The sequence below is a fragment of the Microbacterium sp. SA156 genome, assembly GCF_049065455.1.
Lineage (GTDB): Bacteria > Actinomycetota > Actinomycetes > Actinomycetales > Microbacteriaceae > Microbacterium > Microbacterium barkeri.
Genome location: NZ_JBAKGU010000012.1, coordinates 78264 through 101305 on the forward strand (window position 1 = coordinate 78264; position 23042 = coordinate 101305).

At 74.7% G+C, this 23042-nt stretch carries 26 protein-coding genes; 18 read left to right on the forward strand and 8 right to left on the reverse strand.

Annotated features, from left to right (window positions below):
• Window positions 1-21 precede the first annotated feature (21 nt).
• Window positions 22-780 carry a helix-turn-helix domain-containing protein gene (locus ACOWU6_RS12305; protein WP_421075861.1) on the forward strand — a complete coding sequence of 253 codons (759 nt, stop codon included), beginning with the start codon at window positions 22-24 and terminating at the stop codon, window positions 778-780.
• Here the strand turns inward: ACOWU6_RS12305 and ACOWU6_RS12310 are convergent.
• Window positions 767-1573 (reverse strand): helix-turn-helix domain-containing protein, encoded by an 807-nt coding sequence (locus ACOWU6_RS12310; protein ID WP_421075862.1) that lies wholly within the window; start codon window positions 1571-1573, stop codon window positions 767-769. The genes ACOWU6_RS12305 and ACOWU6_RS12310 overlap by 14 nt on opposite strands.
• Window positions 1574-1864: 291 nt before the next feature.
• Here ACOWU6_RS12310 and ACOWU6_RS12315 point away from each other — a divergent pair, with 291 nt between their 5' ends.
• Window positions 1865-2182 (forward strand): hypothetical protein, encoded by a 318-nt coding sequence (locus ACOWU6_RS12315; RefSeq protein WP_421075863.1) that lies wholly within the window; start codon window positions 1865-1867, stop codon window positions 2180-2182.
• Between the two features lie 59 nt (window positions 2183-2241).
• Here the strand turns inward: ACOWU6_RS12315 and ACOWU6_RS12320 are convergent, their stop codons facing one another.
• Window positions 2242-2694 carry an SRPBCC family protein gene (locus tag ACOWU6_RS12320; protein WP_421075864.1) on the reverse strand — a complete coding sequence of 151 codons (453 nt, stop codon included), beginning with the start codon at window positions 2692-2694 and terminating at the stop codon, window positions 2242-2244.
• 164 nt (window positions 2695-2858) lie between these two features.
• Between ACOWU6_RS12320 and ACOWU6_RS12325 the strand changes: the two genes are divergently transcribed.
• Entirely contained in the window at window positions 2859-3494 is a 636-nt protein-coding gene (locus ACOWU6_RS12325) for a hypothetical protein (protein ID WP_421075865.1), read from the forward strand.
• Between the two features lie 50 nt (window positions 3495-3544).
• On the opposite strand, the gene ACOWU6_RS12330 is transcribed toward ACOWU6_RS12325, so the two are convergent.
• Genes ACOWU6_RS12330 through ACOWU6_RS12340 form a run of 3 tightly spaced genes read right to left on the reverse strand, consistent with a single transcriptional unit; the run spans window position 3545 to window position 5308 of the window.
• Complete coding sequence (locus ACOWU6_RS12330; protein WP_271171963.1) at window positions 3545-4108, reverse strand: DUF3618 domain-containing protein; 564 nt, start codon at window positions 4106-4108, stop codon at window positions 3545-3547.
• Window positions 4105-4524 carry a phage holin family protein gene (locus ACOWU6_RS12335; protein ID WP_271171964.1) on the reverse strand — a complete coding sequence of 140 codons (420 nt, stop codon included), beginning with the start codon at window positions 4522-4524 and terminating at the stop codon, window positions 4105-4107. The genes ACOWU6_RS12330 and ACOWU6_RS12335 overlap by 4 nt, the downstream gene beginning before the upstream one ends.
• Entirely contained in the window at window positions 4514-5308 is a 795-nt protein-coding gene (locus ACOWU6_RS12340) for a hypothetical protein (RefSeq protein ID WP_282977832.1), read from the reverse strand. Before ACOWU6_RS12340 ends, ACOWU6_RS12335 begins: the two co-directional genes overlap by 11 nt.
• Window positions 5309-5499: 191 nt before the next feature.
• Here ACOWU6_RS12340 and ACOWU6_RS12345 point away from each other — a divergent pair, with 191 nt between their 5' ends.
• Together ACOWU6_RS12345 and ACOWU6_RS12350 are read left to right on the forward strand one after the other, a co-directional pair.
• The gene (locus ACOWU6_RS12345; protein ID WP_271171966.1) at window positions 5500-6282 is read left to right on the forward strand and encodes an alpha/beta fold hydrolase; all 783 of its coding nucleotides are present in this window, start codon (window positions 5500-5502) and stop codon (window positions 6280-6282) included.
• Complete coding sequence (locus tag ACOWU6_RS12350) at window positions 6279-6959, forward strand: esterase/lipase family protein (protein WP_421075866.1); 681 nt, start codon at window positions 6279-6281, stop codon at window positions 6957-6959. The genes ACOWU6_RS12345 and ACOWU6_RS12350 overlap by 4 nt, the downstream gene beginning before the upstream one ends.
• 4 nt (window positions 6960-6963) lie before the next feature.
• Here the strand turns inward: ACOWU6_RS12350 and ACOWU6_RS12355 are convergent, their stop codons facing one another.
• On the reverse strand, window positions 6964-7845 hold the full coding sequence (locus ACOWU6_RS12355; protein ID WP_271171968.1) for a manganese catalase family protein: 882 nt from the start codon (window positions 7843-7845) through the stop codon (window positions 6964-6966).
• A gap of 321 nt (window positions 7846-8166) precedes the next feature.
• Between ACOWU6_RS12355 and ACOWU6_RS12360 the strand changes: the two genes are divergently transcribed.
• On the forward strand, window positions 8167-8991 hold the full coding sequence (locus ACOWU6_RS12360; RefSeq protein WP_421075867.1) for a sigma-70 family RNA polymerase sigma factor: 825 nt from the start codon (window positions 8167-8169) through the stop codon (window positions 8989-8991).
• A 35-nt stretch (window positions 8992-9026) separates the two neighbouring features.
• On the opposite strand, the gene ACOWU6_RS12365 is transcribed toward ACOWU6_RS12360, so the two are convergent.
• Window positions 9027-10004: a glycosyltransferase family 9 protein gene (locus ACOWU6_RS12365; protein ID WP_282977839.1), complete on the reverse strand. Its 978-nt coding sequence runs from the start codon at window positions 10002-10004 to the stop codon at window positions 9027-9029.
• Between the two features lie 108 nt (window positions 10005-10112).
• On the opposite strand from ACOWU6_RS12365, the gene ACOWU6_RS12370 reads away from it, so the two are divergent.
• The 7 genes from ACOWU6_RS12370 to ACOWU6_RS12400 are packed head-to-tail and all read left to right on the forward strand — an operon-like array spanning window position 10113 to window position 16734.
• Entirely contained in the window at window positions 10113-10670 is a 558-nt protein-coding gene (locus ACOWU6_RS12370; RefSeq protein WP_421075868.1) for a D-glycero-alpha-D-manno-heptose-1,7-bisphosphate 7-phosphatase, read from the forward strand.
• Entirely contained in the window at window positions 10667-11743 is a 1077-nt protein-coding gene (locus ACOWU6_RS12375; protein WP_282977841.1) for a glycosyltransferase family 9 protein, read from the forward strand. Before ACOWU6_RS12370 ends, ACOWU6_RS12375 begins: the two co-directional genes overlap by 4 nt.
• Window positions 11740-12774 carry a glycosyltransferase gene (locus ACOWU6_RS12380; RefSeq protein ID WP_421075869.1) on the forward strand — a complete coding sequence of 345 codons (1035 nt, stop codon included), beginning with the start codon at window positions 11740-11742 and terminating at the stop codon, window positions 12772-12774. Before ACOWU6_RS12375 ends, ACOWU6_RS12380 begins: the two co-directional genes overlap by 4 nt.
• Window positions 12771-14021: a glycosyltransferase gene (locus tag ACOWU6_RS12385; protein ID WP_421075870.1), complete on the forward strand. Its 1251-nt coding sequence runs from the start codon at window positions 12771-12773 to the stop codon at window positions 14019-14021. The genes ACOWU6_RS12380 and ACOWU6_RS12385 overlap by 4 nt, the downstream gene beginning before the upstream one ends.
• Window positions 14018-14647 carry a D-sedoheptulose-7-phosphate isomerase gene (locus tag ACOWU6_RS12390; RefSeq protein ID WP_282977846.1) on the forward strand — a complete coding sequence of 210 codons (630 nt, stop codon included), beginning with the start codon at window positions 14018-14020 and terminating at the stop codon, window positions 14645-14647. The genes ACOWU6_RS12385 and ACOWU6_RS12390 overlap by 4 nt, the downstream gene beginning before the upstream one ends.
• Window positions 14644-15984, forward strand: a complete 1341-nt coding sequence (gene rfaE2, locus ACOWU6_RS12395) for a D-glycero-beta-D-manno-heptose 1-phosphate adenylyltransferase (protein WP_421075871.1) — start codon at window positions 14644-14646, stop codon at window positions 15982-15984. The genes ACOWU6_RS12390 and rfaE2 (ACOWU6_RS12395) overlap by 4 nt, the downstream gene beginning before the upstream one ends.
• A gap of 42 nt (window positions 15985-16026) precedes the next feature.
• Entirely contained in the window at window positions 16027-16734 is a 708-nt protein-coding gene (locus tag ACOWU6_RS12400; RefSeq protein ID WP_421075872.1) for an SDR family oxidoreductase, read from the forward strand.
• 48 nt (window positions 16735-16782) lie between these two features.
• Here the strand turns inward: ACOWU6_RS12400 and ACOWU6_RS12405 are convergent, their stop codons facing one another.
• On the reverse strand, window positions 16783-17952 hold the full coding sequence (locus tag ACOWU6_RS12405; protein WP_421075873.1) for a glycosyltransferase family 9 protein: 1170 nt from the start codon (window positions 17950-17952) through the stop codon (window positions 16783-16785).
• 147 nt (window positions 17953-18099) lie between these two features.
• Between ACOWU6_RS12405 and ACOWU6_RS12410 the strand changes: the two genes are divergently transcribed.
• From ACOWU6_RS12410 to ACOWU6_RS12430, 5 genes are all read left to right on the forward strand, one after another.
• On the forward strand, window positions 18100-19476 hold the full coding sequence (locus tag ACOWU6_RS12410; protein ID WP_421075874.1) for an aldehyde dehydrogenase family protein: 1377 nt from the start codon (window positions 18100-18102) through the stop codon (window positions 19474-19476).
• On the forward strand, window positions 19473-20960 hold the full coding sequence (rfaE2, locus tag ACOWU6_RS12415) for a D-glycero-beta-D-manno-heptose 1-phosphate adenylyltransferase (RefSeq protein WP_421075875.1): 1488 nt from the start codon (window positions 19473-19475) through the stop codon (window positions 20958-20960). Before ACOWU6_RS12410 ends, rfaE2 (ACOWU6_RS12415) begins: the two co-directional genes overlap by 4 nt.
• Window positions 20960-21982 carry a glycosyltransferase family A protein gene (locus ACOWU6_RS12420; RefSeq protein ID WP_421075876.1) on the forward strand — a complete coding sequence of 341 codons (1023 nt, stop codon included), beginning with the start codon at window positions 20960-20962 and terminating at the stop codon, window positions 21980-21982. Before rfaE2 (ACOWU6_RS12415) ends, ACOWU6_RS12420 begins: the two co-directional genes overlap by 1 nt.
• On the forward strand, window positions 21900-22070 hold the full coding sequence (locus tag ACOWU6_RS12425) for a DUF2795 domain-containing protein (RefSeq protein WP_282978073.1): 171 nt from the start codon (window positions 21900-21902) through the stop codon (window positions 22068-22070). The genes ACOWU6_RS12420 and ACOWU6_RS12425 overlap by 83 nt, the downstream gene beginning before the upstream one ends.
• A 68-nt stretch (window positions 22071-22138) precedes the next feature.
• A complete protein-coding gene (locus ACOWU6_RS12430; RefSeq protein WP_282977858.1) occupies window positions 22139-23023 on the forward strand; it encodes a metalloregulator ArsR/SmtB family transcription factor in 885 nt (294 codons plus the stop codon).
• Window positions 23024-23042: the final 19 nt, after the last annotated feature.

Sequence of the window (23042 nt, forward strand, 5' to 3'; positions counted from 1 at the left end):
CCGCGGGAGGATGCTGACACCATGAGCCTTCGCCACGCCCTCATCGCCGAGCTGCTGCGCGGCCGCCGGGCAGAGCTGCAGCCCGAGGACGTCGGGATCCCCCGCGGCGACGGCCGCCGCGTTCCGGGCCTCCGCCGTGAGGAGGTCGCCGAGCTCGCCGGGATCAATCGCGACTACTACATCCGCCTCGAGCAGGCGCACGGGCACCTCCCGTCGCCTCAGGTCGTCTCGGCGCTCTCGCGCGCCCTGCAGCTGGATCCCGACACCACCGAGTACTTCCAGCAGCTCGCGCAGACGAGCGCGACGCGGGCCCTGTCGACGCGCGAGGGCCTCCCGGCCGGCGCGTTCGCCATCCTGCGCCTCGTCGAGCCCCACCCGGCCTACATCACGAACGGCGTCCACGACGTGCTCGTCGTGAACCGCTCGTGCGCGGGCATCGCGAAGGGATTCCTGGACGAAGGGCGGAACCTCCTGATCGAGGTCTTCGAGCACGAGCACGAGGCTCCGTCCGCCGAGGAATGGCGCGCGACGGCGACGCGCCTCGTCGACTCGATGCGCTTCCACACCGCGCCCGACGAATCGCGGTTCCAGGAGCTGCTCGCGCTCCTGCGGCGCCGGTACCCTGCCTTCCGGGAGCTGTGGTCACGCCAGCGCGCGCGGAAGCTCACGTTCGGCACGAGCCTGTTCTACGACGCCGAGCACGGCTGGCAGCGCGCGACCTGGCAGACCCTCATCGTGCCGGACCATCCCGACTCGCTGCTGACGATCATCCATCCGTGACGCGCGCGGCCCCGGTCGGCCCCGAGCGCCGTCGAAGCAGCTTGAGCGCGACGTGGAGCACGCTCCTGCGCACGCCGTCCGCGAGCTCCGCGCGGACCGGCTCTGGCAGGTTCTCGAGACGGTAGTAGAGCGTCGTGCGATGGAGGTGCAACCGCCGGCAGGCCTCGGAGACCCGCGCGCCCGCGTCGAGATACGCCTCGACCGTGTCGAGCTGCTGGCGATCCCCCGCACGCCACAGCGCGAATGCACCGGGCGACGCGCGCCGGATGAGGTCGATCGGCACGGGGAGCTCGTCCAGGAGCGCTCGAATGCCCGCCGGCGTGAGGTGGTCGGGGTCTTCGAGGAGGAGCCGCGCCTCCCGCACGGCGGGGCGGATGTCGTCCTCGTCCGGCGCGACGGCCGCGGTCGCGAAGCGCGCGGCGGGATGGCCATGGCGGTGAGCCGCCGACGCGAGGACGTCCTCGACGTCGCCGTCGAGCCTGCTCCGGGAGACGACGAGGACCGGATGGTCGGCGAGATCGCCGATGTGCCACGTCGCGCCGCGCCCGTCGGACTGGATCGCCGTCGCGAGACGCCGCCGCTCGTCATCCGATCCGACGGCGTCGAGGAGCGCGACGACGAGGCCGTCCGAGCGGTCGAGCCAGCGGCGATCGGCCGCCTGGGCGAGCGCGCGCACGCGCACGGCGCGCTCGTCGTCGAGGAGCCTCCGGAAGACGTGGACGCGAGCGCCTGACGTCGCGTCCCCTGAGATGTGCTCGATGCCTTCGCGCGATCCCCGCGTCTGAGACGTCACTGCCCACTCCGCCATGTCCTGCTCACCTCACGCCGCGCGCACGCGGCGCTGTCCTTCCCTTCGACGGTAGGACGGCGCGACCGCCCGGCGCGTGCCCTTGACGCACCCACCCCGGCGTCCTCGCGGTCCGCGACGGCGCATTTCCGACGATCGTCGGAAAAGCGCGCGCCTCCCGCGTCGGTGTGTCGAGGTCGTCCCCCGCGCCACGAGCGGGAGCGCGCCCTTCCGCCGTTCGGCCGCGCGGCCGCTCCGGCCGAGCGGCGCCCGGCTGCCCGGTCTAGCGTGACCGCCATGGGAGTGCTCTACTACGGCGCGAATGCCTCCGCCATCCACATCGACGACCGTGCGCTCGCGCACATCAAGGTCGTCATCATCAGCAAGCTGCGCCGTGACGAGAGCTTCTCGGTCTCGTGGCGACACCCCGACGAGGGCGAGAGCGGCCGCAGCACGATCTGGATCCACCCCGCGATCCCGCTGCGCTTCGAGTTCGACGAGGCCGATGCTCCGGCGCTCAACCGCGAGTGGCTCGAGGAGCTCGCGGTCTCCGCGAACGCCCTCGGCGGCATCCAGCTCGTCGAGGAGCACATCCGGACGCCCGAGACGCGCTGACGGCGCGACACGGCCCCCGCACTCCGATCACCGGAGCGGCGGGGGCCGATCTGCGCGGGTCAGTCGATGTCGCCGCGCCACGCACCGGTCTCGGTGCCGCGGGACTCGATGAACTCCTTGAACTTCCGCAGGTCCTTCTTGACGGCGTGGTCGTCGATGCCGAGGGCAGCGCCGACCTTCTCGGTGAGGTCCGTCGGCTCCCAGTCGAGCTGCACGGTCACGCGCGTGCTCGTGTCGCCGAGCCGGTGGAAGGTCACGACGCCGGCGTGATCCGCCTCACCCGCGACGCTCGTCCACGCGACGCGCTCGTCGGGGTGCTGCTCGGTGATCTTGGCGGTGAACTCGCGCTCGGCGCCGCCGATGTTCACCTTCCAGGCGAGCGTCTCGTCGTCGATCTGCCGGATCGACTCGACGAAGCTCAGGAACTGCGGGAACGTCTCGAACTGCGTCCACTGGTCGTACGCCGTCGTGACGTCGACGTCGACATCGATGCTCTCCGTGATGCGAGCCATGGGGTGTCCTTCCGATCGTTGGGTTGGGCTCCATCGTGTGCCGCGCTCGGATGACCCGTCACGGGGGTTGCCACATCGGGAGGCCTCGGGTATCGGGCGTCCTGCCGCGCGCGGGCCCTCGTAAGCTGTCGGCAGGACGCACGTCTCGAGGAGGGTGAGGACGCATGGCGCTTCCCGACCGGATCGGGCCCCGCGACGAGGATGCGCGCCGCGCGGTCTTCGCGTTCGACCAGGCCGTCGACGCGCTCGCCGAGGAGTCGGCGTTCCTGTCCGTCGGCCCCGACCGCCAGGCGGCCCGCTACCTCGCGGACGCGCATCGGACGCTCGACGGCGTGCGCACCTCGATGCACCGGATCGCGGCACGCGCCTCCGACACGGGCCTCCGCAAGGGGGCGCGGCGGCGCCTGCAGGCCCTCGCGGCGGATCTCGCCCAGGCGGGGCTGCGCGACGCCGAACACGCGCGGGCAGCGGCGCAGCGGCTGCGCGCCACCGCCGTCGCGCCGACCGGCGGCTGGGGTGCGACCCTCAGGAACCAGACCGCGAGGGCGACCGCGTGGGGCGTCGAGAAGTGGACGGGCTCGCCGCTCGCGCCGGTCGAGCTGCGCAGCGCGAAGGCGGCAGCGCTCGCCGAGTCGTCGGCCGACGCGATCGCGCAGCGCGGCCGCGCACCCGCGCGCTCCCGCGTGCGGACGTGGCTCATCGTCGCGGGGTCGGCCGCCGCCGCAGCGGTGATCGGCGGCGCCTCGCTGGCCGTGTACGGCGCCTGGAGCCTCATCGGGCTCCTCTTCGGCGCGGGCTGACGCAGGACAGCGGGCGGGCTCCGCGGAGCCCGCCCGCTGTCCTGCCGGAGTCAGCTTCCCTGCACGTTGTCGCGCGCCTCCTGGGCGCGCCCGGCCACGGCGTCGGCCGAGCCCTGAGCCTCCGACTTCACATGCTCGGCGGCCTCGGTCGCGGTGTCCCTGATCGACTCCGCCGCCTGCTGGGCCGGCTCCCTGAGGTGCGCGCCGACCTCCTGTGCGACGTCCTTGACCTCGTCGACGAGCGGCTGAGCCTGCTCCCTGACATCCTGCGCGATCCGCTTCTCCCTGCCGGACGCGGGGATGAGCGACGAGGCGAGCAGCCCCACGCCGAAGGCGATGAGGCCGACAGCCATGGGGTTGCCCTCGGCCTTCGCCGCGGCGCGGTGCGTCGCGTCGGCGACCGTCTCACCGGCGTCGTGCAGGCTCGAGCCGGCGTCGTCGGCCGCTCCCATCACGCGCTCGCGCAGCGATCCGAAGGCCCCCTTGAGCCTGCTCGTCTGCCTGTCCATGATCTTCGAAGGCGTCACCTTGTCGACGAGGGCGTCGGCGTCGCGGCCCAGCTCGCGGCGCGTGCGCTCGATGTCGGCGCGGATGGCGTCGGGTGAATCGGTCATCGGTTCTCCTCATCTCTCCCCAGAGCGCCGGGGATCTTCTTGAGCGACTCCACGGTCTGCGGAGCGCCCTTCACGTTCTTCAGGTCCTTGCGGCCGATCGCGAACATCACGGCCGCGGCGATCGCCCAGAGGACGGCGACGATGACGGCCGACCACCCGAGGCCCGTGAGCAGGCCGATGGCCCACCACAGCGCCACGGACAGGAAGAACACCGCCATGAGCGCGGAGTACGCTGCGCCGCTCAGCAGGCCGGCGCCCTTCCCCGCGCGGGTCGCCGACTCCCGCAGCTCCGCCTTGGCGAGCTCGAGCTCCTGCCTCATCAGCAGGGACATGTCGCTCGTCACCTCGGACAGGAGGTCGCCGAGCGAGGTCGTCGCCGCCTTCTGCTCCGACGGGGTCGGCTGGTCAGAGGTCATTCCCGATCCCCTCCCCCGGGCGCGCGCGCTCGGCGCGCGAGCGGTCGTAGACGGGCGTGCCCTCCTCGCGCGACGGCGGAAGGTCCGACGGCGTGGCGAGCGGGTCCGACACCGGCGCGCCCGGCGCGCCCGGCTCGCCGTATCCGCCCGGGGCTGCCGCTGACGGCGTGCCGTCGCCCGCGGTCGTCGTCGGTGCGGCGGCCGGCACGGCGGGAGCTGTCGGAGCCGCGGCGACGTCTGCCGCGCGCTCGGCCGACGCGCCCTGCGCGCTCTCCGCACCGCTCTCCGCCAGCGCGCGCGTGAGGCGCCCGGCGGCGAGCCCCGCGAGCAGCGCGCCCGCGATGAACACGCCGGGGCGACGGCGGGCGAACGAGGTGACCTCGTGCATGAGCGAGCCGGGGTCGCGGTCGTCGAGCCAGGTGGACGCGCCCTTCAGACGGGTGGAGGCCTGGCGCACGATGTCCGTCGCGACGCCGGGATTCTCCGAGCCCGCTGCGAGCGACTCGAGCTCGTCGCCGACCGAGCGGAGCCCCTCGGCGACGCGCCGCTGCTGCGCGGCGGCCTGATCCCGCAGCTCGCGCTGCGTCTGGCTGTAGACGTCCTTGAGCTGCGCCTTCGCCTCGTGGGCGACATGCGACGCCTCCTGCTTGGCGGTGTCGACGACGTGGCCGGCCTCGGCCCTGGCCGTCTCCGTGACGTCGGCGGCCTCCTGTCGCGCCGTGTCGACGGCACCCGTGGGGCGGCTGTCCGCCTCGGTCGGCACCTGACCAGAGAACTGAGACATGGGGGACTTCCTTTCCGTTACCGCTGCGGATGGATTCACCGGCGATGCAACACCGTCCCGCGTCCGATTTCGCGAGGGTTGACGGACCCCCTCCGCGTGTGGCACGCGCGGCGCGCGATCGAGAGGTCGCCGCCTCCGGCCGCCCGCGTCAACCCCGAGACACCGTCCGCCCGGAACGGGAGACTGGGTCCATGACGACCGACCGACTCGTGCGCGTGGCCGATGCGACGTTCCGCGTGCGCACGCGCGGGCGGCCCGGCTCCGGCCATCCGCCGATCGTGCTCGTGCACGGGATCGGCATCTCGCACCGCGCCTTCTCCCGGCTCGCCGAGGTGCTCGCCGCAGACGACGTCGTGCACGTCCTCGACATGCCGGGCTTCGGCGACCTGCCGCGTCCCGGGCATTCCCCCGACGTGCCCGCGATGGCCGAGCTGCTCGCCGACGTGGTCGCTGGCCTCGGCGACGGCCCGTTCGCGGTCGTCGGCAACTCGATGGGCACGCAGTGGGCGATCGAGCTCGCCTGCCGGCACCCCGGCCTCGTGTCGCGCGTCGTCGCGATCGGGCCGGTCGTCGACGAGCGGCGTCGCTCCGCCGCGCGGCAGGCCCTGGCTCTCGCCCACGACTGCCTGCGCGAGACCGTCTCCGCGAACGCGATCGTGCTGAGCGACTACGTGCGCTGCGGGCCGCGCTGGTACTTCCGCCAGCTCCCGCACATGCTCGCGTACCGGCCGGAGGAGCGCGTGACCGCGCTCCGTCGGCCGCTGCTCATCGTGCGCGGAGAGCGCGACCCGGTCGCCCGACGGGCGTGGTGCGTGCGCCTGCGCGACGCCGCGCAGGACGGCAGGCTCGTCGAGATCGCCGGCCAGCCCCACCTCGTACAGCACACCGCACCCCGCGCCGTCGCCGCCGTGCTGCGGCCGTTCCTCGCCGCCGACCGGGAGCCGTCGCGAGCGGGGGACGCGGAGGGCCCGTGATCGGGCCGCTGCGGCGGCTCGCCTGGTGGGCGGCCGACTACGCCTACGCGGCCCTCGCTCAGCTGCGCGCCCTCACGCGGCGTCGCTCCTCGGCCGAGTTCCGCTCGGGCTCCCTCGCACCGGTGGTCGTGATCCCCGGGGTGTACGAGTCGTGGCGATTCCTCACCCCGCTCGTCGTCGCCCTGCACGCACGCGGCCATCCCGTGCACGTCGTCGAGCCGCTCCGGCACAACCGCATGCCGTTCTCGGCCGGAGCGGACCTCGTGGCCGAGCTCCTCGAGACGCGCGAGCTGCGCGACGTCGTCCTCGTCGCGCACAGCAAGGGCGGGCTCATCGGGAAGCGCGCGATGTCGCTTCCGGCCGCCGCCCGGCGCGTGCACGGGATGGTCGCGGTCGCGACGCCGTTCGGCGGCTCGCGCTATGCGCGCTTCCTCGCCGCCCCCACTCTCCGCGCATTCTCGCCGCGCGACGCGGCCCTCCGTGCGCTCGCGCAGGCGACCGAGGTCAACGCGCGGATCGTGTCGGTGTACGCGCGCTTCGACCCGCACATCCCCGAGGGTAGCGAGCTCCTCGGTGCGCGCAACGTCGTGCTCGAGACGGGCGGCCACTTCCGGGTGCTCGCGCATCCGCGGGTCATCGCGGAGGTGGCCGCCCTCGCCGAGACGGCGGACCGATGAGCGCCTACTCGCGGTGCAGCCTGTCCTGCGCCGCGCCCGCGATCCGCTCGACCGTGTTCGGGACGTCCGTCGTGCCGTAGAAGCGCGCGTCCGGGTGCGTGGGCGCCGGCATCGGAGCCGTCGTCGTGGGCCCGTCGTGGTAGGTGAACTCGCCCTTCCCGTCGGGCGTCGGGCCCGACGCCCACGATCCGTCGCGGGCGGCCGCGCCGTCGCTGAAGTTCAGGTACTGGTAGGAGACCTCGCGGTCCTCCTTCGCCAGCGGGAAGTTGCTCGGCACGGGAAGCTCCTCGATCCCCTCCGACTTCAGCTCCTCCGCCGCCGCGAGCCACTGGTTCTGGTGCATCGTGTCGCGCGCGAGGAGAAACGCGAGCAGGTCCCGCACGCCGTGGTCATCCGTCATGTGGTACAGCCGCGCGACCTGCAGCCTGCCCTGCATCTCGGCGTTGGCGTTGGCCGTGAAGTCGGCGAGCAGGTTGCCGCTCGCGGTGATGTACGAGCCCGACCACGGGTTGCCGTTGCTGTCGACGGGGCGCGCGCCGGCGCCGGCGACGATGCCCTGCTGGACGTCGGTGCCGCCGACCACCGCCGCCACCGTCGGGTCGCTCTGCACGGCGTCCTCCGTGATCCCGAGCGGCGACTTCTCGAGGAGCTGCGCGATCATCACCGCGAGCATCTCGACATGACCCATCTCCTCCGCGCCGATGCCGAAGACGAGGTCGCGGTACTTGCCGGGCATGTGCATGTTCCATCCCTGGAACTGGTACTGCAGGGCGACGGTGATCTCGCCGTACTGGCCGCCGAGCACCTCCTGCAGCTTCCGCGCGTACACCGCGTCGGGAGCGTCTGGCTTGGCTGCGTGCTGGAGTTCCTGCCTGTGGAGAAACATGGATCGCCTTCCGTGTGTCGTCGGTTTCGGGCGCCAGTCAAGCTCGCGCGCCCCGTCGGCGACACGGGGTTCCGGATGGCCCGACCACGTGACACAATCACGCTCCGCTCGGAGGGGCGGCCTCGCGCGCGCGCTGCTTCTACTCCTCCTTCTCCTTCTCCGCAAGCCACTTCTGACGGGCGCTCCTCCTTCGCTTCAGTGGGAGCCAGACCTCTCCGCGAGCACTGCTCCGGAGCCGCAGACACCGCCCGCGCCACGGGCCGCACGCGTGCAGACGCGGTGCCCCAGCGCGCCCTCGCAACGCTTCGAAAGAGGTGCCCTATGCCCGTCTCCGCCATCGCTCCGACACCGGCTCCCGCCCGCCGCGCCCCGCGAGCGCAGGAGGATCGCAACGCCCGTGCGGTCGCGCTCCTCGAACGCGCGCGGTCCGCGCCCGAGGCCGAGCGCACGCGGCTCCAGCAGCAGGTGGTCGTGGAGTACCTCGACGTCGCCGATGCGGTCGCGAGCCGGTACGTCTCGCGACCGCAGGACGCGGGCGACGTGCGGCAGGTCGCGTATCTCGGCCTCACGAAGGCGGTCCAGCGCTTCGCGCCCGACCGCGGCGCGGACATCGTGTCCTTCGCCGTCCCGACGATCGCGGGTGAGATCAAACGGCATCTGCGCGACACGAGCTGGGTGGTGCGCCCGCCCCGGCAGCTCCAGGAGCTGCACGCAGAGCTCCGCACGGCCGTCCCCCGCATCGCCCAGCAGCTCGGGCACGACCCGTCTCCCGCCGAGATCGCCGCGGAGACGGGGTTCGCGGTCGAGCACGTCGTCGAGGCGATCGACTGCGGACAGGGCCGCCAGCCGGCCTCGCTCGACGCGCCGCACGCCGCGACCCCGGACGGGTCGCTCACCCTGGGCGACACGCTGCACGCGAGCGGCGCCGACTTCGCCCGCGCGGAGGTGAGCGCCGCGCTCGCCGCCGCCTGCCGCACCCTGAGCCCGCGCGAGCGGAGGATCCTCTACCTGCGCTTCTTCCACGAGCAGACGCAGGCGGAGATCGCCCGGGAGTGCGGGGTCACGCAGATGCAGATCTCGCGCCTTCTGACCAAGATCCTCTCGACCCTGCGCGGGCAGCTGACCCCCGACCTCCTCGCGGCCTGAGGAGAGCGCGGATGGCGGCCGGATTCCCCCTCCCCTCAGCGACGCACCGAGCGGGCCGCGGCGATCACCTCGTCTGCCTGGACCGCGAGCAGCGCAGGGTCGGGGGTCGCCGCGAACGCGTCGCCTCGGCGAGCGGCCGGATCGGTGAGGGCGATGTGCGGCCCCTCCGGCGGCCCCCATTCCTCGACCGGAGCCGGCCCGAACACGACGACCGACGGCGTGCGGTATGCGGAGGCGAGATGCGCCGCGCCGGTGTCGGCGGACACGACGACCGACGCGTCGGCCACGAGGGCCGCGAGCTCATCGAGGCGCGTCCGGTCCGCGAGCACCGCGTCCTCGTCGAGACCGGCGGCCGACGCGACGGCCTCCGCGCGCTCGCGGTCGGCCGCGCCGCCGGTCAGCACGATCCGGAGGCCGTCCGACCGGAGAGCGCGCGCGACCGCGGCGAACCGATCGACGGGCCACTGCCGCGATCCGTAGAACGCGCCCACGTGCAGCACCGCGGCGCCCGGGGCGGGCGATGCCGTCGACGGGAGGGCGATGGCGACGTCGTCCTCGTCGGCGATCGCTCCGTACGCCGAGACGAGTCGCGCCCAGCGGCGCCGTTCCAGGATCCCGTCGAGCCACTCGGGGCCATCCGGGTCGCTCGGCGAGCGGTGCACGATCCGGACGCGGGCGCCCAGCGCGTCGATCAGCGCCCGCGATTCCGGGCCGTTGCCATGGAGGTTCGCGGCCACGTCGACGATTCCCGCGTCGAGCGGCAGGGGGTCGTCGAGGCCCGGCGTCGGCAGCAGCGCATCGACGCTGCCGACGAGCGCGGCGACCGGCGCCAGCCACCCGGGAGCGGCGAGCACGACCTCGTGGTCGGGGTGCGCACGCCGCAGACCGTGCAGCGCAGGCACCGCGACGAGCAGGTCGCCCAGCTTGAGGGCCCGCAGCGCGAGGACGATGGGGCGATCGGACGGCTCGGTGAAGATGCGCACCGACCCATCGTGAACCGGCTCGCACGCCATCCGAACCCCCTTGCGCCGCGGCCAGGGCGGATGGCAGGAGCGCGGGACGCGAGGAGAAGTTCGCACCGGGGCGTTTGCCTCGCGGTGCGCGGGGGAAGTGCTTCTCGTATGGACGACCGTGACCGACCGCTCCGCGCGATCCTCTTCGATCGCGACGACACGCTCGTCGTCGACGTGCCGTACAACGGCGACCCCGACCGGGTCTCCCCCATGCCGACCGCTGCCGAGGCGCTGCGGCTCGTGCGCGCCCGCGGCCTGCGCACGGGGGTCGTCAGCAATCAGTCCGGCATCGCCCGCGGCACCCTGTCCGCCGACGACGTGCGCCGGGTCAACGCGCGCGTGGACGAGGTGCTCGGCCCCTTCGACGTCTGGCGGTTCTGCCCGCACGGGCCGGACGACGGCTGCGCGTGCCGGAAGCCGCGGCCGGGCCTCGTCCTGTCCGCGGCCGACGCCCTCGGCTTCGCGCCGGCCCAGCTCGCGGTGATCGGCGACATCGGGGCCGACATGGGCGCCGCCGCTGCCGCCGGGGCGCGTGCGGTGCTCGTGCCGACCGCCCGCACGCTGCCCGACGAGATCGCCGCGGCGCCGCGGGTCGCGCCGGATCTGGCCGCGGCCGTCGCACTCCTGCTCGGGGAGCCGGTGCCCGCAGGGAGGGCGGCCTCATGAGGCGGCGCGTCCTCGTCGCGCGGCTCGACAGCATGGGCGACGTCCTGCTGGCGGGGCCGGCCGTCCGCGCCGTCGCGCGCGAGGCCGAGGTCATCATGCTGTGCGGGCCCCGGGGCGCCGCGGCGGGAGCGCTTCTGCCGGGTGTGCGCGACGTCATGGTCTGGGACGCCCCGTGGATCTCCGATCCGGCGCCAGCGGTGACCGGTGGACGCATCGACCAGCTCATCCACCGTCTGCGCACCGCGCGCATCGACGAGGCCGTGATCCTCACGTCGTTCCATCAGTCTCCGCTCCCCCTTGCCCTCCTCCTCCGGCTCGCGGGCGTGGACCGGATCGCGGGGGCCTCCGTCGACTACCCGGGCTCCCTCCTCGACGTCCGCCTGCGCCCCGGAGAGGATCTTCCCGAGGACATCCCCGAGGTGGACCGCGCGTGCGCGATCGCCGAGGCCGCCGGCTTCCCGGCCGAGGCCGACCGGCGCCTGCGCGTGCGCGACGTGGCCGACGCGTCCGCCCTCGTCGGCGACGGGCGCTACATCGTCCTCCACCCGGGAGCGGCCGTGGGCGCGCGCCGCTGGCCGGCTGAGGGGTTCGCCGGAGCGGCGCGGCTCCTGGCCGAGTCAGGGCGCCGGGTCGTCGTGACCGGCGCGGAGGGCGAGCGCGACCTCACGGCGCTCGTCGCGAGGGCGGCCGGGCCGCACGCCGTCGACCTCGCGGGAGCCTGCGACCTGCGGCTGCTGGCCGGCGTGCTCGCCGGCGCCGACGCCGTCGTCGTCGGGAACACCGGGCCCGCTCACCTCGCCGCAGCGGTCGGGACGCCGGTGGTGAGCCTGTTCTCGCCCGTCGTGCCGGCCGTCCGCTGGGCGCCGTACGGCGTGCCCGTCGCGCTGCTGGGCGATCAGGATGCGCCCTGTCGCGGGACGCGCGCCCGCGACTGCCCCGTGCCCGGCCACCCGTGCCTCGCCGGCGTCGCCCCCGCGGAGGTCGCGGCGGCGGCCATCCGCCTCGCGGACGCTCGCGAGGCCCACCCGATCGAGGCGAACCCGATCGACACGAAGGACGGAGCGATCAGATGAGGATCCTGGTCTGGCACGTGCACGGCGGATGGATGAACGCCTTCCTCCGCGGGACGCACGAGTACGTCGTGCCCCGCCCAGACGACGAAGCGACGCCTCCGCACCTGCCGGATCGCGCGCGGGCCGTGGCCGAATCGGCGCTGCGCGGTGAGGAGGTCGACCTCGTCGTGCTGCAGCGTCTCGAGGAGCTGGCGGCCGTCGAGCGCCTCCTCGGGCGCGTCCCCGGCCGCGACGTGCCCGCGGTCTTCGTCGAGCACAACACGCCGAAGGAGCGGCCGATCGACCAGCGTCACCCGCTCGCGGAGCAGCGCGCCATCCCGATCGTGCACGTCACGCACTTCAACCGGCTCGTCTGGGACAGCGGCGACGCGCCTACAGCGGTCATCGAGCACGGCGTGCCCGATCCCGGTGCCCTCTACACGGGCGCCCTCCCCGCGCTCGGCGTGGTGGTCAACGAGCCCGTGCGGCGCGGACGGGTCACCGGGACGGATCTGCTGCCGGCCTTCGCCGAGATCGCGCCGCTGCACGCGTTCGGCATCGACACCGACCTCCTCCCAGGCGCGCTGGGCCTCGTTCCAGACCGGCTGCAGGTCGCCGGCGACCTGCCGACGCCCCTCCTGCACGGCGAGCTCGCGCGGCGGCGCGCGTACCTCCACCCGCTGCGGTGGACGTCGCTCGGCCTCTCCCTGCTAGAGGCGATGAGCCTCGGGATGCCCGTGCTCGTCCTCGCGACCACCGAGGCGGCCCGCGCCGTGCCGCCCGAGGCGGGTGCGATCTCGTCGGATCCGGACGACCTGCGCGCCGCCGCGCGGACGCTCATGGACGATCCGGACGAGGCGCGTCGCCGCGGGCTCGCCGCACGCGCGTTCGCCCGCGCGCACTACGGCCTCGAGCGCTTCCTGCAGGACTGGGACGCGCTGTTCGAGGAGCACGTCGCGGCGCACGCCGCGGCGCGACGCAGACGAGCGCGCTCGCTCGCGCATGCCACGCAGCCCGCGCTCGTCTCGATCATGGAAGGAACGGACCGATGAAGATCTCGATGGTCTCCGAGCACGCGAGTCCTCTGGCCGCGCCGGGAAGCGTGGACGCGGGCGGACAGAACGTCCACGTCGCCGCGCTCTCGCGAGCGCTCGCGCGGCGCGGGCACACCGTGACGGTCTGCACGCGGCGCGACGACCCCTCCCTGCCCCGTCGGGTCCGGCTCGATGACGGCGTCGAGGTCGTCCACATCGACGCGGGCCCGGCCGAGCACGTCGCGAAGGACGATCTCCTGCCGTTCATGGGCGAGCTCGCCGCCGGCCTCGCCGAGGAATGGCGGGACGACCGCCCCGACGTGGTCCACAGCCACTTCTGGATGTCGGGGCTCGCCGCGCTCGACGGCGTCGCCGCCCTCCGCGGCGCAGCTGCTCCGCCGCCCGTGCTGCACACCTTCCACGCCCTCGGGGTCGTGAAGCGCCGCCACCAGGGCGCGGCCGATACGAGCCCGCCCGAGCGGGAATGGCTCGAGCCCCGGGTCGGCCGCGAGGTCGACATGGTCGTGGCCACCTGCTCGGATGAGGCGTTCGAGCTCCGCGCGCTGGGCGTCCCGTCGCGACGCATCTCGATCGCGCCCTGCGGCGTCGACCTCGACCTCTTCCGGCCGCAAGGCTCGGTCGACGAGCGCGGAGCCCGTCATCGCGTGCTCAGCGTCGGGCGGCTCGTGCCCCGCAAGGGCGTCGACCTCGTGGTGCGGGCGATCGCCCGCCTCCGCGCCGAGGGGATCGACGACGTCGAGCTCGTCGTCGTCGGCTCCGACGGCGCGGCAGGCGCCGCCGATCCCGAGGCGGCCCGGCTGCGGGCGCTCGCGGCCGACCTGGGCGTCGCCGACCGCGTCGTGTTCCGAGGCCAGGTGAGCCGCGACGGCATGCCGGCTCTCCTGCGCTCGTCCGACGTCGTCGTGTGCGCGCCCTGGTACGAGCCGTTCGGCATCGTGCCGCTCGAGGCGATGGCGTGCGGCACCCCCGTCATCGCGGCATCCGTCGGCGGACTCATCGACACGGTCGTCGACGGCGCGACCGGGCTGCACGTGCCGCCGCGCGATGCCGACGCGATCGCCGTCGCGCTCCGGCGCCTGCTGCCCGACCGCGATCTCCTCCGCGCCTTCGGCACGGCGGGGCGCGAGCGCGTCGAGGCGCGCTACTCGTGGGATCGGGTCGCCGCGCAGACCGAGCGCATCTACGCGAGCACACTGTCCCGCGCCCGCCGAGCGGGCGGCCGACTGGAAGGAGCGGCGCTGTGACCATCGCCGAGACCCGAGGCGCGGCGCGCGTGGGCGCCCCCGCGCGTGTCGACCCCGTCCGCGACCACCTCCGCGGCCTCGGCGCGGCCCTCGCGTCGGCGGAGCGTCATGCCGAGCAGCTCGAGGCCTGGGGCGTCGAGCTCGCCGCCCGACTGCGGCGCGGCCAGCGCGTGCTCGTGGCGGGCAACGGCGGCTCCGCCGCCGAGGCGCAGCATCTGACCGCGGAGCTCGTCGGCCGCTACCGCGAGGAGCGTCCGGCGTACTCTGCGATCGCCCTCAACGCCGAGACCTCGAGCGTGACCGCGATCGGCAACGACTACGGGTTCGACGAGGTGTTCGCGCGGCAGGTGCGCGCGCACGCCCGCGCGGGCGACATCGTGCTCCTGCTGTCCACGAGCGGCGCGAGCCCGAACCTGCTCCACGCCGCCCGCGCGGGTCGCCTCGCCGGCGCGGCCACCTGGGCGCTCACCGGCCCCGGCCCGAACCCGCTCGCGGAGGTGTGCGACGAGGCCGTCTGCCTCGATGGACCGTCGCCGCACGTCCAGGAGTGCCAGCTCGCCGCGATCCACGCGGTGTGCCGCGTGTTCGACGCGATCGTCATGGATGAGGAAGGACGCAGCTCATGAACATCGTCGTGGTCGGGGACGTGCTCCTCGACGAGGACGTCGACGGCGCGTCGACTCGGATGTCGCCGGACGCCCCGGTGCCGGTGATCGACGTCGCGTCGCGCACGCAGCGGGCCGGCGGGGCAGGACTCGTCGCGACGCTGCTCGCGCGCGACGGGCACGACGTCGCCCTCGTCACGGCGCTGTCCGACGACCCCTCCGCCGACCGCGTGCGCGCGTGCCTCGCGGGTGTCCGGATCGTCGCGGGCGCCTCGCACGCGCCGACACCCGTGAAGTCCCGCATCCGCGCCAACGGCCATCCGATCGGGCGGCTCGACGACGGCTGCGGGCCGGCCCCGGAACCCGAGGTCACCGACGAGATGCTCACGGCGATCGCGGAGGCGGATGCGATCGTGGTAGCCGACTACGGCAGGGGGATCGCGGCGCGCGCGCCGCTGCGGAGCGCGCTCGCGCGCCGCGCCGCGCACGCGCCGCTCGTGTGGGACCCGCATCCGCGCGGCGCGCAGCCCGTGGCGCAGGCCCGCCTCGTCACGCCGAACCTCGCCGAGGCGACGAGCGCATCGGGCGAGGGCGACCCCGAGGACGCGGCACGCCGACTCCGCGATCTCTGGGGATGCGCGGCCGTCGCCGTGACGGCGGGTGAGCAGGGCGCTGTGCTCGCGACGGGCGACGGCGCGATCCGGCTGCCCGCGCTCCCCGTGGCGACGAGCGATCCGTGCGGAGCGGGCGACCGCTTCGCCGCGACGGCAGCCGTGGCCCTCGCCCGCGGCGACGACGAGCGCACGGCCGTCCGCGCGGCGGTCGACGCGGCGGGGGCCTTCCTCGCGGCGGGCGGCGTGTCGACGCTGGACGCGGCCGCGCTCTCCCGCCTTCCCGACGGCCGACGCGACGCGCGCGCGGTCGCCGAAGCGGTGCGGAGCCGAGGCGGCACCGTGGTCGCGACGGGCGGCTGCTTCGACCTCGTCCACGCGGGCCACGTGCGGACCCTCGAGGCGGCGCGCGCACTGGGCGACTGCCTCATCGTCTGCCTCAACTCCGACGCCTCCGTCCGCCGACTCAAGGGTCCGCAGCGCCCGATCATCGGCGAGAGCGACCGCGTCGAGCTGCTCAGCGCCCTGGCGTGCGTCGATGCCGTCGTCGTGTTCGACGAGGACGGTCCCGAGCGCGCGATCGAGGGCATCCGGCCCGACCTCTGGGTCAAGGGCGGCGACTACAGCGCCGAGAGCCTTCCCGAGGCGCGCATCCTCGAGCGCTGGGGCGGCCGCGCTCTCACGCTCCCGTACCACCTCGGCCGTTCGACCACCGCGCTCGCCTCGGCGCTCGCGAAGGTCGGCTGAGCCATCCCGATCGCCGGCGTCAGCCGGAGAAGGAGGAACCACATGCAGGACACATATCCGTGCCCCCTCGGCCGCGTGCTCGTGACCGGAGGCGGCTCGGGCCTCGGCGAGGCCGTCGTCCGCGCCGTCGCCGACGGCGGCGGAACGCCGGCCGTCATCGACCGGGATGTCTCGGGGATCGTCGGCGCGATCACGACCCGGCAGGCGGATGTCTCGGACCGGGTCGCGGTCGAGCGCGCGGTCGCGGAGATCGCCGAGGAGCTCGGCGGCATCGACGCGGTCGTGACGGCCGCGGGAATCGACCGCTGCGGACGACTCGACGCCGTCGCCGCCGAGGAGTGGGAGCGCGTGATCGGCGTCAATCTGCTCGGCACGGTCTCCGTGGTCCGCGCCGCGCTGCCGCACATCGAGCGGGCCCACGGACGCGTCGTGACGGTGGCGTCGTCGCTCGCGCTGCGGGCGCTCCCCGATGCCACGGCGTACTGCGCATCGAAGTTCGGCGTGCTGGGGTTCTCCCGGGCACTCGCCGCGGAGACGCGCGGTCGCATCGGGGTCACGACGCTCATCCCGGCGGGGATGCGCACGCGCTTCTTCGACGACCGCGACGAGCAGTATCGGCCGGGTCCCGACGCGCAGCTCAACGACCCCGCCGAGGTGGCGCGCACGGTGGTCTTCGCGCTGCAGCAGCCGCGCGGCTGCGAGGTCCGCGAGCTCGTCGTCTGCCCCGAGGAGGAGCCGTCGTGGCCGTGATCCGGTGAGACCCGCCGGACCCCGCTGACCGGCGGGGCTCGCCGGGTCTCACCGCGCGCGCTCCGCCGCGGCGTCCTCGAGGAGGCGCAGCGCATCGTCGCGCACGGCGGCCACCGGCACATCGGCGACGAACGAGACGTCGTGCGCGCACCGCTCGGCGGTCCATCCGACCTGTGTCGCGTTTCGCCCGCACACGGGGCAGTGCGTCGTCCACCCCAGCTGCACGCGGTGACGTCCCCGGCCGAGAGGCCCCGCGTTCACGACGTTGCCGAACCAGTACACCGCGGCGGTCCGGGCGCCGACCGCCTGCGCGAGGTGGCGCGGGCCGCTGTCGTTCCCGATCACGACCGCGGCGTGGGCGAGGACGCCGGCGAGCGCGCCGAGATCGAGCGCGCCGGACAGGTCCCGCACGCGGTCGGACGGCGCGTCGACCGCGGCGGCGATGCGACCGCACAGATGGGCGTCCTCGCCATCGCCGACGAGGACCACGCGGGCTCCCGCGTCCACGAGCGCGGCGGCGACCGCGGCGAAGCGCTCGGCGGGCCATCGGCGTCGCGGGTCCGTCGCGCCGGGATGGATCACGGCGACGGGGCGATCCGCTCCGCACCGCTCCGCGGCGTGGGCGCGCTCGCGCGCGGACGTGCCGAGGCGCGGCTCGAGAGCCACCGGCGCGGCGCCGGCGAGGCCGGCGACCTCGAGGCCGCGGAGCATCTCGTGCTGGTAGTAGACGTAGTCGATCGTGCGCTCGAGGGGAGCGGCATCATCCGTGCGCGTGCCGACCGTGTGCCGCGCTCCGAGCGACAGCAGGAACGGGTTGGAGAAGCGCCCTCCCCCGTGCAGCTGGACGGCCAGATCCCACCCTTCCTCCCGCTGCTCGGCCGCGAACCGCTCGATCTCCCGGACATCCGCCGCGGCGTCGGGCGCCGCGCCCACGCCCGGGATCGCCGGGAGGACGCGCACGCGATGCGGCGCGCCGTCGCGCCCCGGCAGGAGGGCGCGCGCGACGGGCGCGCCGAGCAGCGTCACCTCGGCCTCGGGATACGACGCCATGAGTGCCTGCATCGCCGGCACGGCGAAGAGGAGGTCGCCGAGGCCGCCCGCGCGCAGCACGGCGATGCGCCGCACGCCGGCGAATCGGTCGCGCGGCGGCGCGACCGCCGGAGCGGGTGCCGCGGGGCGGGTGCCCAGCGGATCGGCGAGCGCTGTCTCCGGCGTCATGTGCGGCTCCTTCTCGTGCGGCAGGGTTCCTCTCCTCCTTCCGTTCCCCCGCGCCGCGCACGGCAAACCCCGGCGAGCGCGGTGTGTGAACGCGCGGCGCAGTGGGTACGTGGGGAGGAGGAGCACGCGAGCGGAAGGAGCAGGACGATGAGCGGCGACACAGCCATCCGGACGCGAGACGAGATCGTGATCAGGGATCCGCGCGACGGAACGGTGAGCGGGTCGGTGCCCGTCGCCGATGTCGCGGAGGTCCGTGCCGCCGTCGCGAGGGCGAGGGCCGCGCAGCCCGCCTGGCGCGCGACCCCGGCCGCCGAGCGAGGTCGAGCGCTGCGGGCCGCCGCGCACGCGCTCGCTGAACGCGGCGCGGAGCTCGCGGAGGTCGAGCAGCGCGACAACGGGCGTCTGCGCGCCGATGCCGACGGCGGCATCGCGGCGGCCGTGGACACGCTCCTGCAGTATGCCGAGAGCGCTCCGCTCCACCGCGGCCGCAGCCTCCGCGGCGCCCCCGACGCGCTCGACCTCACGCGCGCGGAGCCGCGCGGCGTGGTGGCCGCCGTCACGCCGTGGAACGATCCCATCGCCGTGGCCGCCGGCCTCATCGGCGCGGCCGTCGCGACGGGCAACACCGTCGTCCACAAGCCGAGCGAGCGCTGCCCGCACGCCGGGCGCCTGCTCGGCGAGATCCTCGCCGCCGCCCTTCCCCCGGATGTGCTCGTGACCGTGCTCGGGGGCGCCGACGTGGGCGAGGCGCTGGTCAGCTCGCCCGGGGTCGACGTCGTGGCGCATGTCGGGTCGACGGCTGCGGGCGAGCGCATCGCGCGCATGACGGCGCTGACGGGCGCGCACCTCGTGCGCGAGAACGGCGGCAACGACGCGCTCATCGTCGACGCCGACATCGACCCGCGCTGGGCGGCGGCCCAGGCGGCACTCGGGGCGTTCGCGAACAGCGGCCAGATCTGCACGGCCGTCGAGCGCATCTTCGTGCACCGTGCGGTCGCGCAGGAGTTCACGAGCGCCCTCGTCGCGGAGGCGGAGAGCCGGACCCTCGCGCCGCTCGTCGACGCGCGGATGCGCGACGAGGTGCATGCGCAGGTGACGGCGTCGCTCGCCGACGGCGCCCGGGCCCTCACCGGCGGGACGATGCCGGACGGCCCGGGCTTCCGCTACCCCGCGACGGTCCTCGTCGGCTGCACGCCCGACACCGCGGTCTTCCGCCAGGAGACCTTCGGCCCGGTCGCCCCGGTCATGGTCGTGGACGACTTCGACTCGGCTCTGCGCCACGCCGTGCAGGACGCGTACGGTCTGGCCGCGACCGTGCTCACGGGCGACATCGCGCACGCGCATCGCGCGATCGACGCCCTGCCGGTCGGCACAGTGAAGATCAACGCCGTCTTCGGCGGAGCTCCGGGCGGCTCCGCCCAGCCGCGCGGCCGCAGCGGATCCGGCTTCGGGTACGGACCGGAGCTCCTCGACGAGATGACGAGCGTCAAGGTGGTCCACATGGCACCGGCGGTGACGCGGTGAGCGCGCTCGACGCCCTCGCCGCGATCCGCGACCGTGCGCCGCGCGTGACGGTCATCGGCGACTTCCTCCTCGACGGCTGGTGGAGCGGCGGCATCTCGCGGCTCGCCCGCGAAGCGCCGGCCCCGGTCGTCGAGGTCGCCGAGCGCGCCTGGGCGCCCGGCGGCGCGGCCAACACCGCGATGAACCTCGCCGCGCTCGGCGCCCGCGTGAGCGCCGTGGGGCTCATCGGCACCGACCACGCAGGACGGCTGCTGCGCGAGCGGCTCGCCGCGGCCGGCATCGACACGGCGCGGCTGCGCGACGTGGCCGATGCGCGGACGACCACGAAGATCCGCGTCGTGTCAGGCGATCAGGTGATGCTGCGTCTCGACGAGACCCAGGATTCACCATGGCCGGCGGATGCCCTCGCTCGTCTCGTCGAGGACGCGCGCGACGCGAGCGCGGGCGCGGACGCGCAGCTCATCTGCGACTACGCGTCGACCCTCCTCGCCGACGAGGTCGTCGAGGCGCTGGCTCGGCTGCCGCGGCCGCCTCTGCGCGTCGTCGACGCGCACGATGCGGCGCGCTGGCGGCGAGCCGAACCGGACGTGATCACGCCCAATGCGGCGGAGGCCGAGCGCCTCGTCGGAGCGGAGCTCGGCACGGGCGAGGAGCGGGTCGAGCGGGCCGCCGCCGTGGCCGACCGGCTGCGCGCGGCGGCGGGCGCGGGCGCCGCCGTCGTCACGCTCGACCGCAGCGGGACGGTGCTCCTGCGCCCCGGCCATCCGCCCGTCCGCACGCGCGCGCACCCGACCCCGGAGAAGCAGGCGTCGGGCGCAGGCGACGTGTTCGTGGCCGCGCTCACGGTCGCCGTGGCCTCGGGAGCGCCCCTGCCCGTCGCGACGGAGCTCGCGCAGGCCGCCGCCGACGTCGCGGTGAGGAAGCCGGGGACCTGCGTGTGCTCCCTCGACGAGCTCGCGGCCTGGGTGGGCCGCCCGTCGGATGCGGCTCTCGATGCCGACGAGCTCGCCGAGCGCATCGCGGCGCACCGGCGAGCCGGCGAGCGGGTCGTCTTCACCAACGGGTGCTTCGACGTCCTGCACCGCGGCCACACGAGCTACCTCCGCCAGGCCAGGCGCCTCGGCGACGTGCTCGTCGTCGCGGTGAACGGCGACGCGTCCGTGCGACGGCTCGAGGGGCCCGGCCGCCCGGTCAACAGCGCCTCGGACCGCGCGAACGTCCTCGCCGCGCTTGAGTGCGTCGACTACGTGACGGTCTTCGACGAGGACACGCCCGCCGCACTCATCCGGCGTCTGCGCCCGCACGTGTACGCGAAGGGCGGCGACTACACACCGGAGATGCTGGCCGAGACCGCCGACGTGCACGCGGTCGGCGGAGAGGTCGCGATCCTCGACTACGTCTCCGATCACTCGACGACCGAGATCATCGGACGGATCCGGTCCCGGCCCGCGCCGGCGGATCTCGCTCGCGAGGGGCGGCGCTGATGCGGAGCAGACGCGGAGCGGCGCGATGGGCGCTCGCCTCGCAGCCCGCGCCGCCGGCCGTCGACGTGCTGGTCCCCACCGCCGGCCGCACGTCGGCGCTCGCCGTGACGCTCGCCGGCCTCGCCGCGCAGGACGACCCGGCCTTCCGGGTGATCGTGAGCGACCAGTCGCCCTCCGCGCCTGTCGACGCAGACCCCGCCGTGCGCGCGATGGTCCGGGTCCTCCGAGCCCAGGGGCGCGAGGTCGTGCTGCTTCGTCACCTCCCCCGCCGCGGGATGGCAGAGCAGCGCCAGTTCCTGCTCGACGCGTCCCGCGCGCCGCGGGTGCTCTTCCTCGACGACGACGTATGGCTCGAGCCGGGCGCGCTGGAGCGGCTCGACGCCGCACTCACCGAGTCGGGCGGAGGCTTCGCGGGGTACGCGGTGCAGGGACTGTCGCATCTCGACGACGTGCGCCCGCACGAGCGCGAGGCGTTCGAGCCGTGGGGGCCCGCGGGCGTGCGCCCCGAGCGGATGCGCCGCGGCGCTCCGGGCTTCGAGCGGTGGCGTCTGCACAACGCCGCGAACATGGCGCACGAGGCCGCCGACCGCGGGCTCGACGACGACGCGCGGCTCGCCTACCGCATCGCATGGGTCGGCGGGTGCGTGCTCTTCGAGCGCGCGGAGCTGCTCGCCGCCGGCGGGTTCCGCTTCTGGCGCGACCTGCCGGCCGCGCACGCGGGCGAGGACGTCGTGGCGCAGTGGCGCGTCATGGAGCGTGCGGGCGGCGCCGGCGTGCTGCCGAGCGGAGCCGTCCACCTCGAGGCCCCCACCACCGTCGTCGACCGCGGGACGGAGGCGAGCGAGATCGTCTTCGCGGGCGAGTCGGCGCAGCAGGGCCCCGCGGGGCCCGAACGAGAGAGGAGAGAGAAGGATGAGCGAGACGCCAGGCCCCATCCAGGTGCAGAAGTTCCTGGGCGGCATCGACTATCCCGCGAGCAAGGAGGACATCCTCGCATCGGCGCGGGACGCGGGCGCGGATGACGCCGTGCTCGATGCGCTCGGCCGCATCCCCGATCGCGAGTACGACGCGCCGACGGCCGTCAGCTCGGCCGTGAGCGACGCGGAGTGACGCGAGGGGGCGCCGGCCGACGCCGGCGCTCCCTCTCGCTCGGTCCCATGAGGCATAGACTGCGATCTATGCCCGCCGCGACCTCCCCCGCTGTCCTCGCGACGGTCGCCGACCCGACGCGCGCCCGGATCATCCGGCTCATCCTCGACTCCGCTGAGGGCCGCGTGAGCGTGACCGAGCTCGCCGGCGAGCTCGGACTGCGCCAGCCGACCGTCAGCCACCATATGCGCGCGCTCGCGTCGGCGGGCGTCGTCGAGCGGCGGCAGGAGGGACGGCGGGCGTGGTTCTCGCTCGCACCGGATCGCGTCGATGAGGTGATCGGCCTCGTGGGCCATGCCCCCGCCGCCGGCCCGGACCTCGAGCGCATCGCCGCGGATCTCACCGAGCGGTACCGGGGCGTGCACGGCGCCGAGACCGTGTCGCTCTTCGTGCGGACGAGCCATGAGCTCCTCCGCCGACAGGAGCGCGCGCCGGCCCGCCTCGCCTCGCGGGTGTCGGCCCTCGCCGTCGAGCGCCTCGATGCGCTCACGCGCTCCCGATCCGTCGACCGCGGCGCGCCCGAGGTGCTCTTCGTCTGCGTGCGCAACGCGGGCCGCTCGCAGCTCGCCGCGGCGATCCTGCGGCATCTCGCCGGCGACCGGGTCCGCGCCCGCACCGCCGGGTCCGAGCCGGCCGAGGAGGTCAAGGCGCACGTCGTCGCGGTGCTCGACGAGATCGGGGTGCCGCTGGGAGACGAGTTCCCCAAGCCGCTGACGGCAGAGGCCCTGCGAGCGGCCGACGTCGTCGTCACGATGGGCTGCGGCGACGCGTGCCCCGTGCTCCCGGGCAAGACCTACCTCGACTGGCCGCTCGACGATCCCGCCGACCAGCCGCTCCCGCGCGTCCGGGCCATCCGCGACGAGATCGAGCGCCGCGTGCGCGGTCTTCTCGGGGACCTGCTTCCCATTACATAGACAACGGTCTATGCTTTGA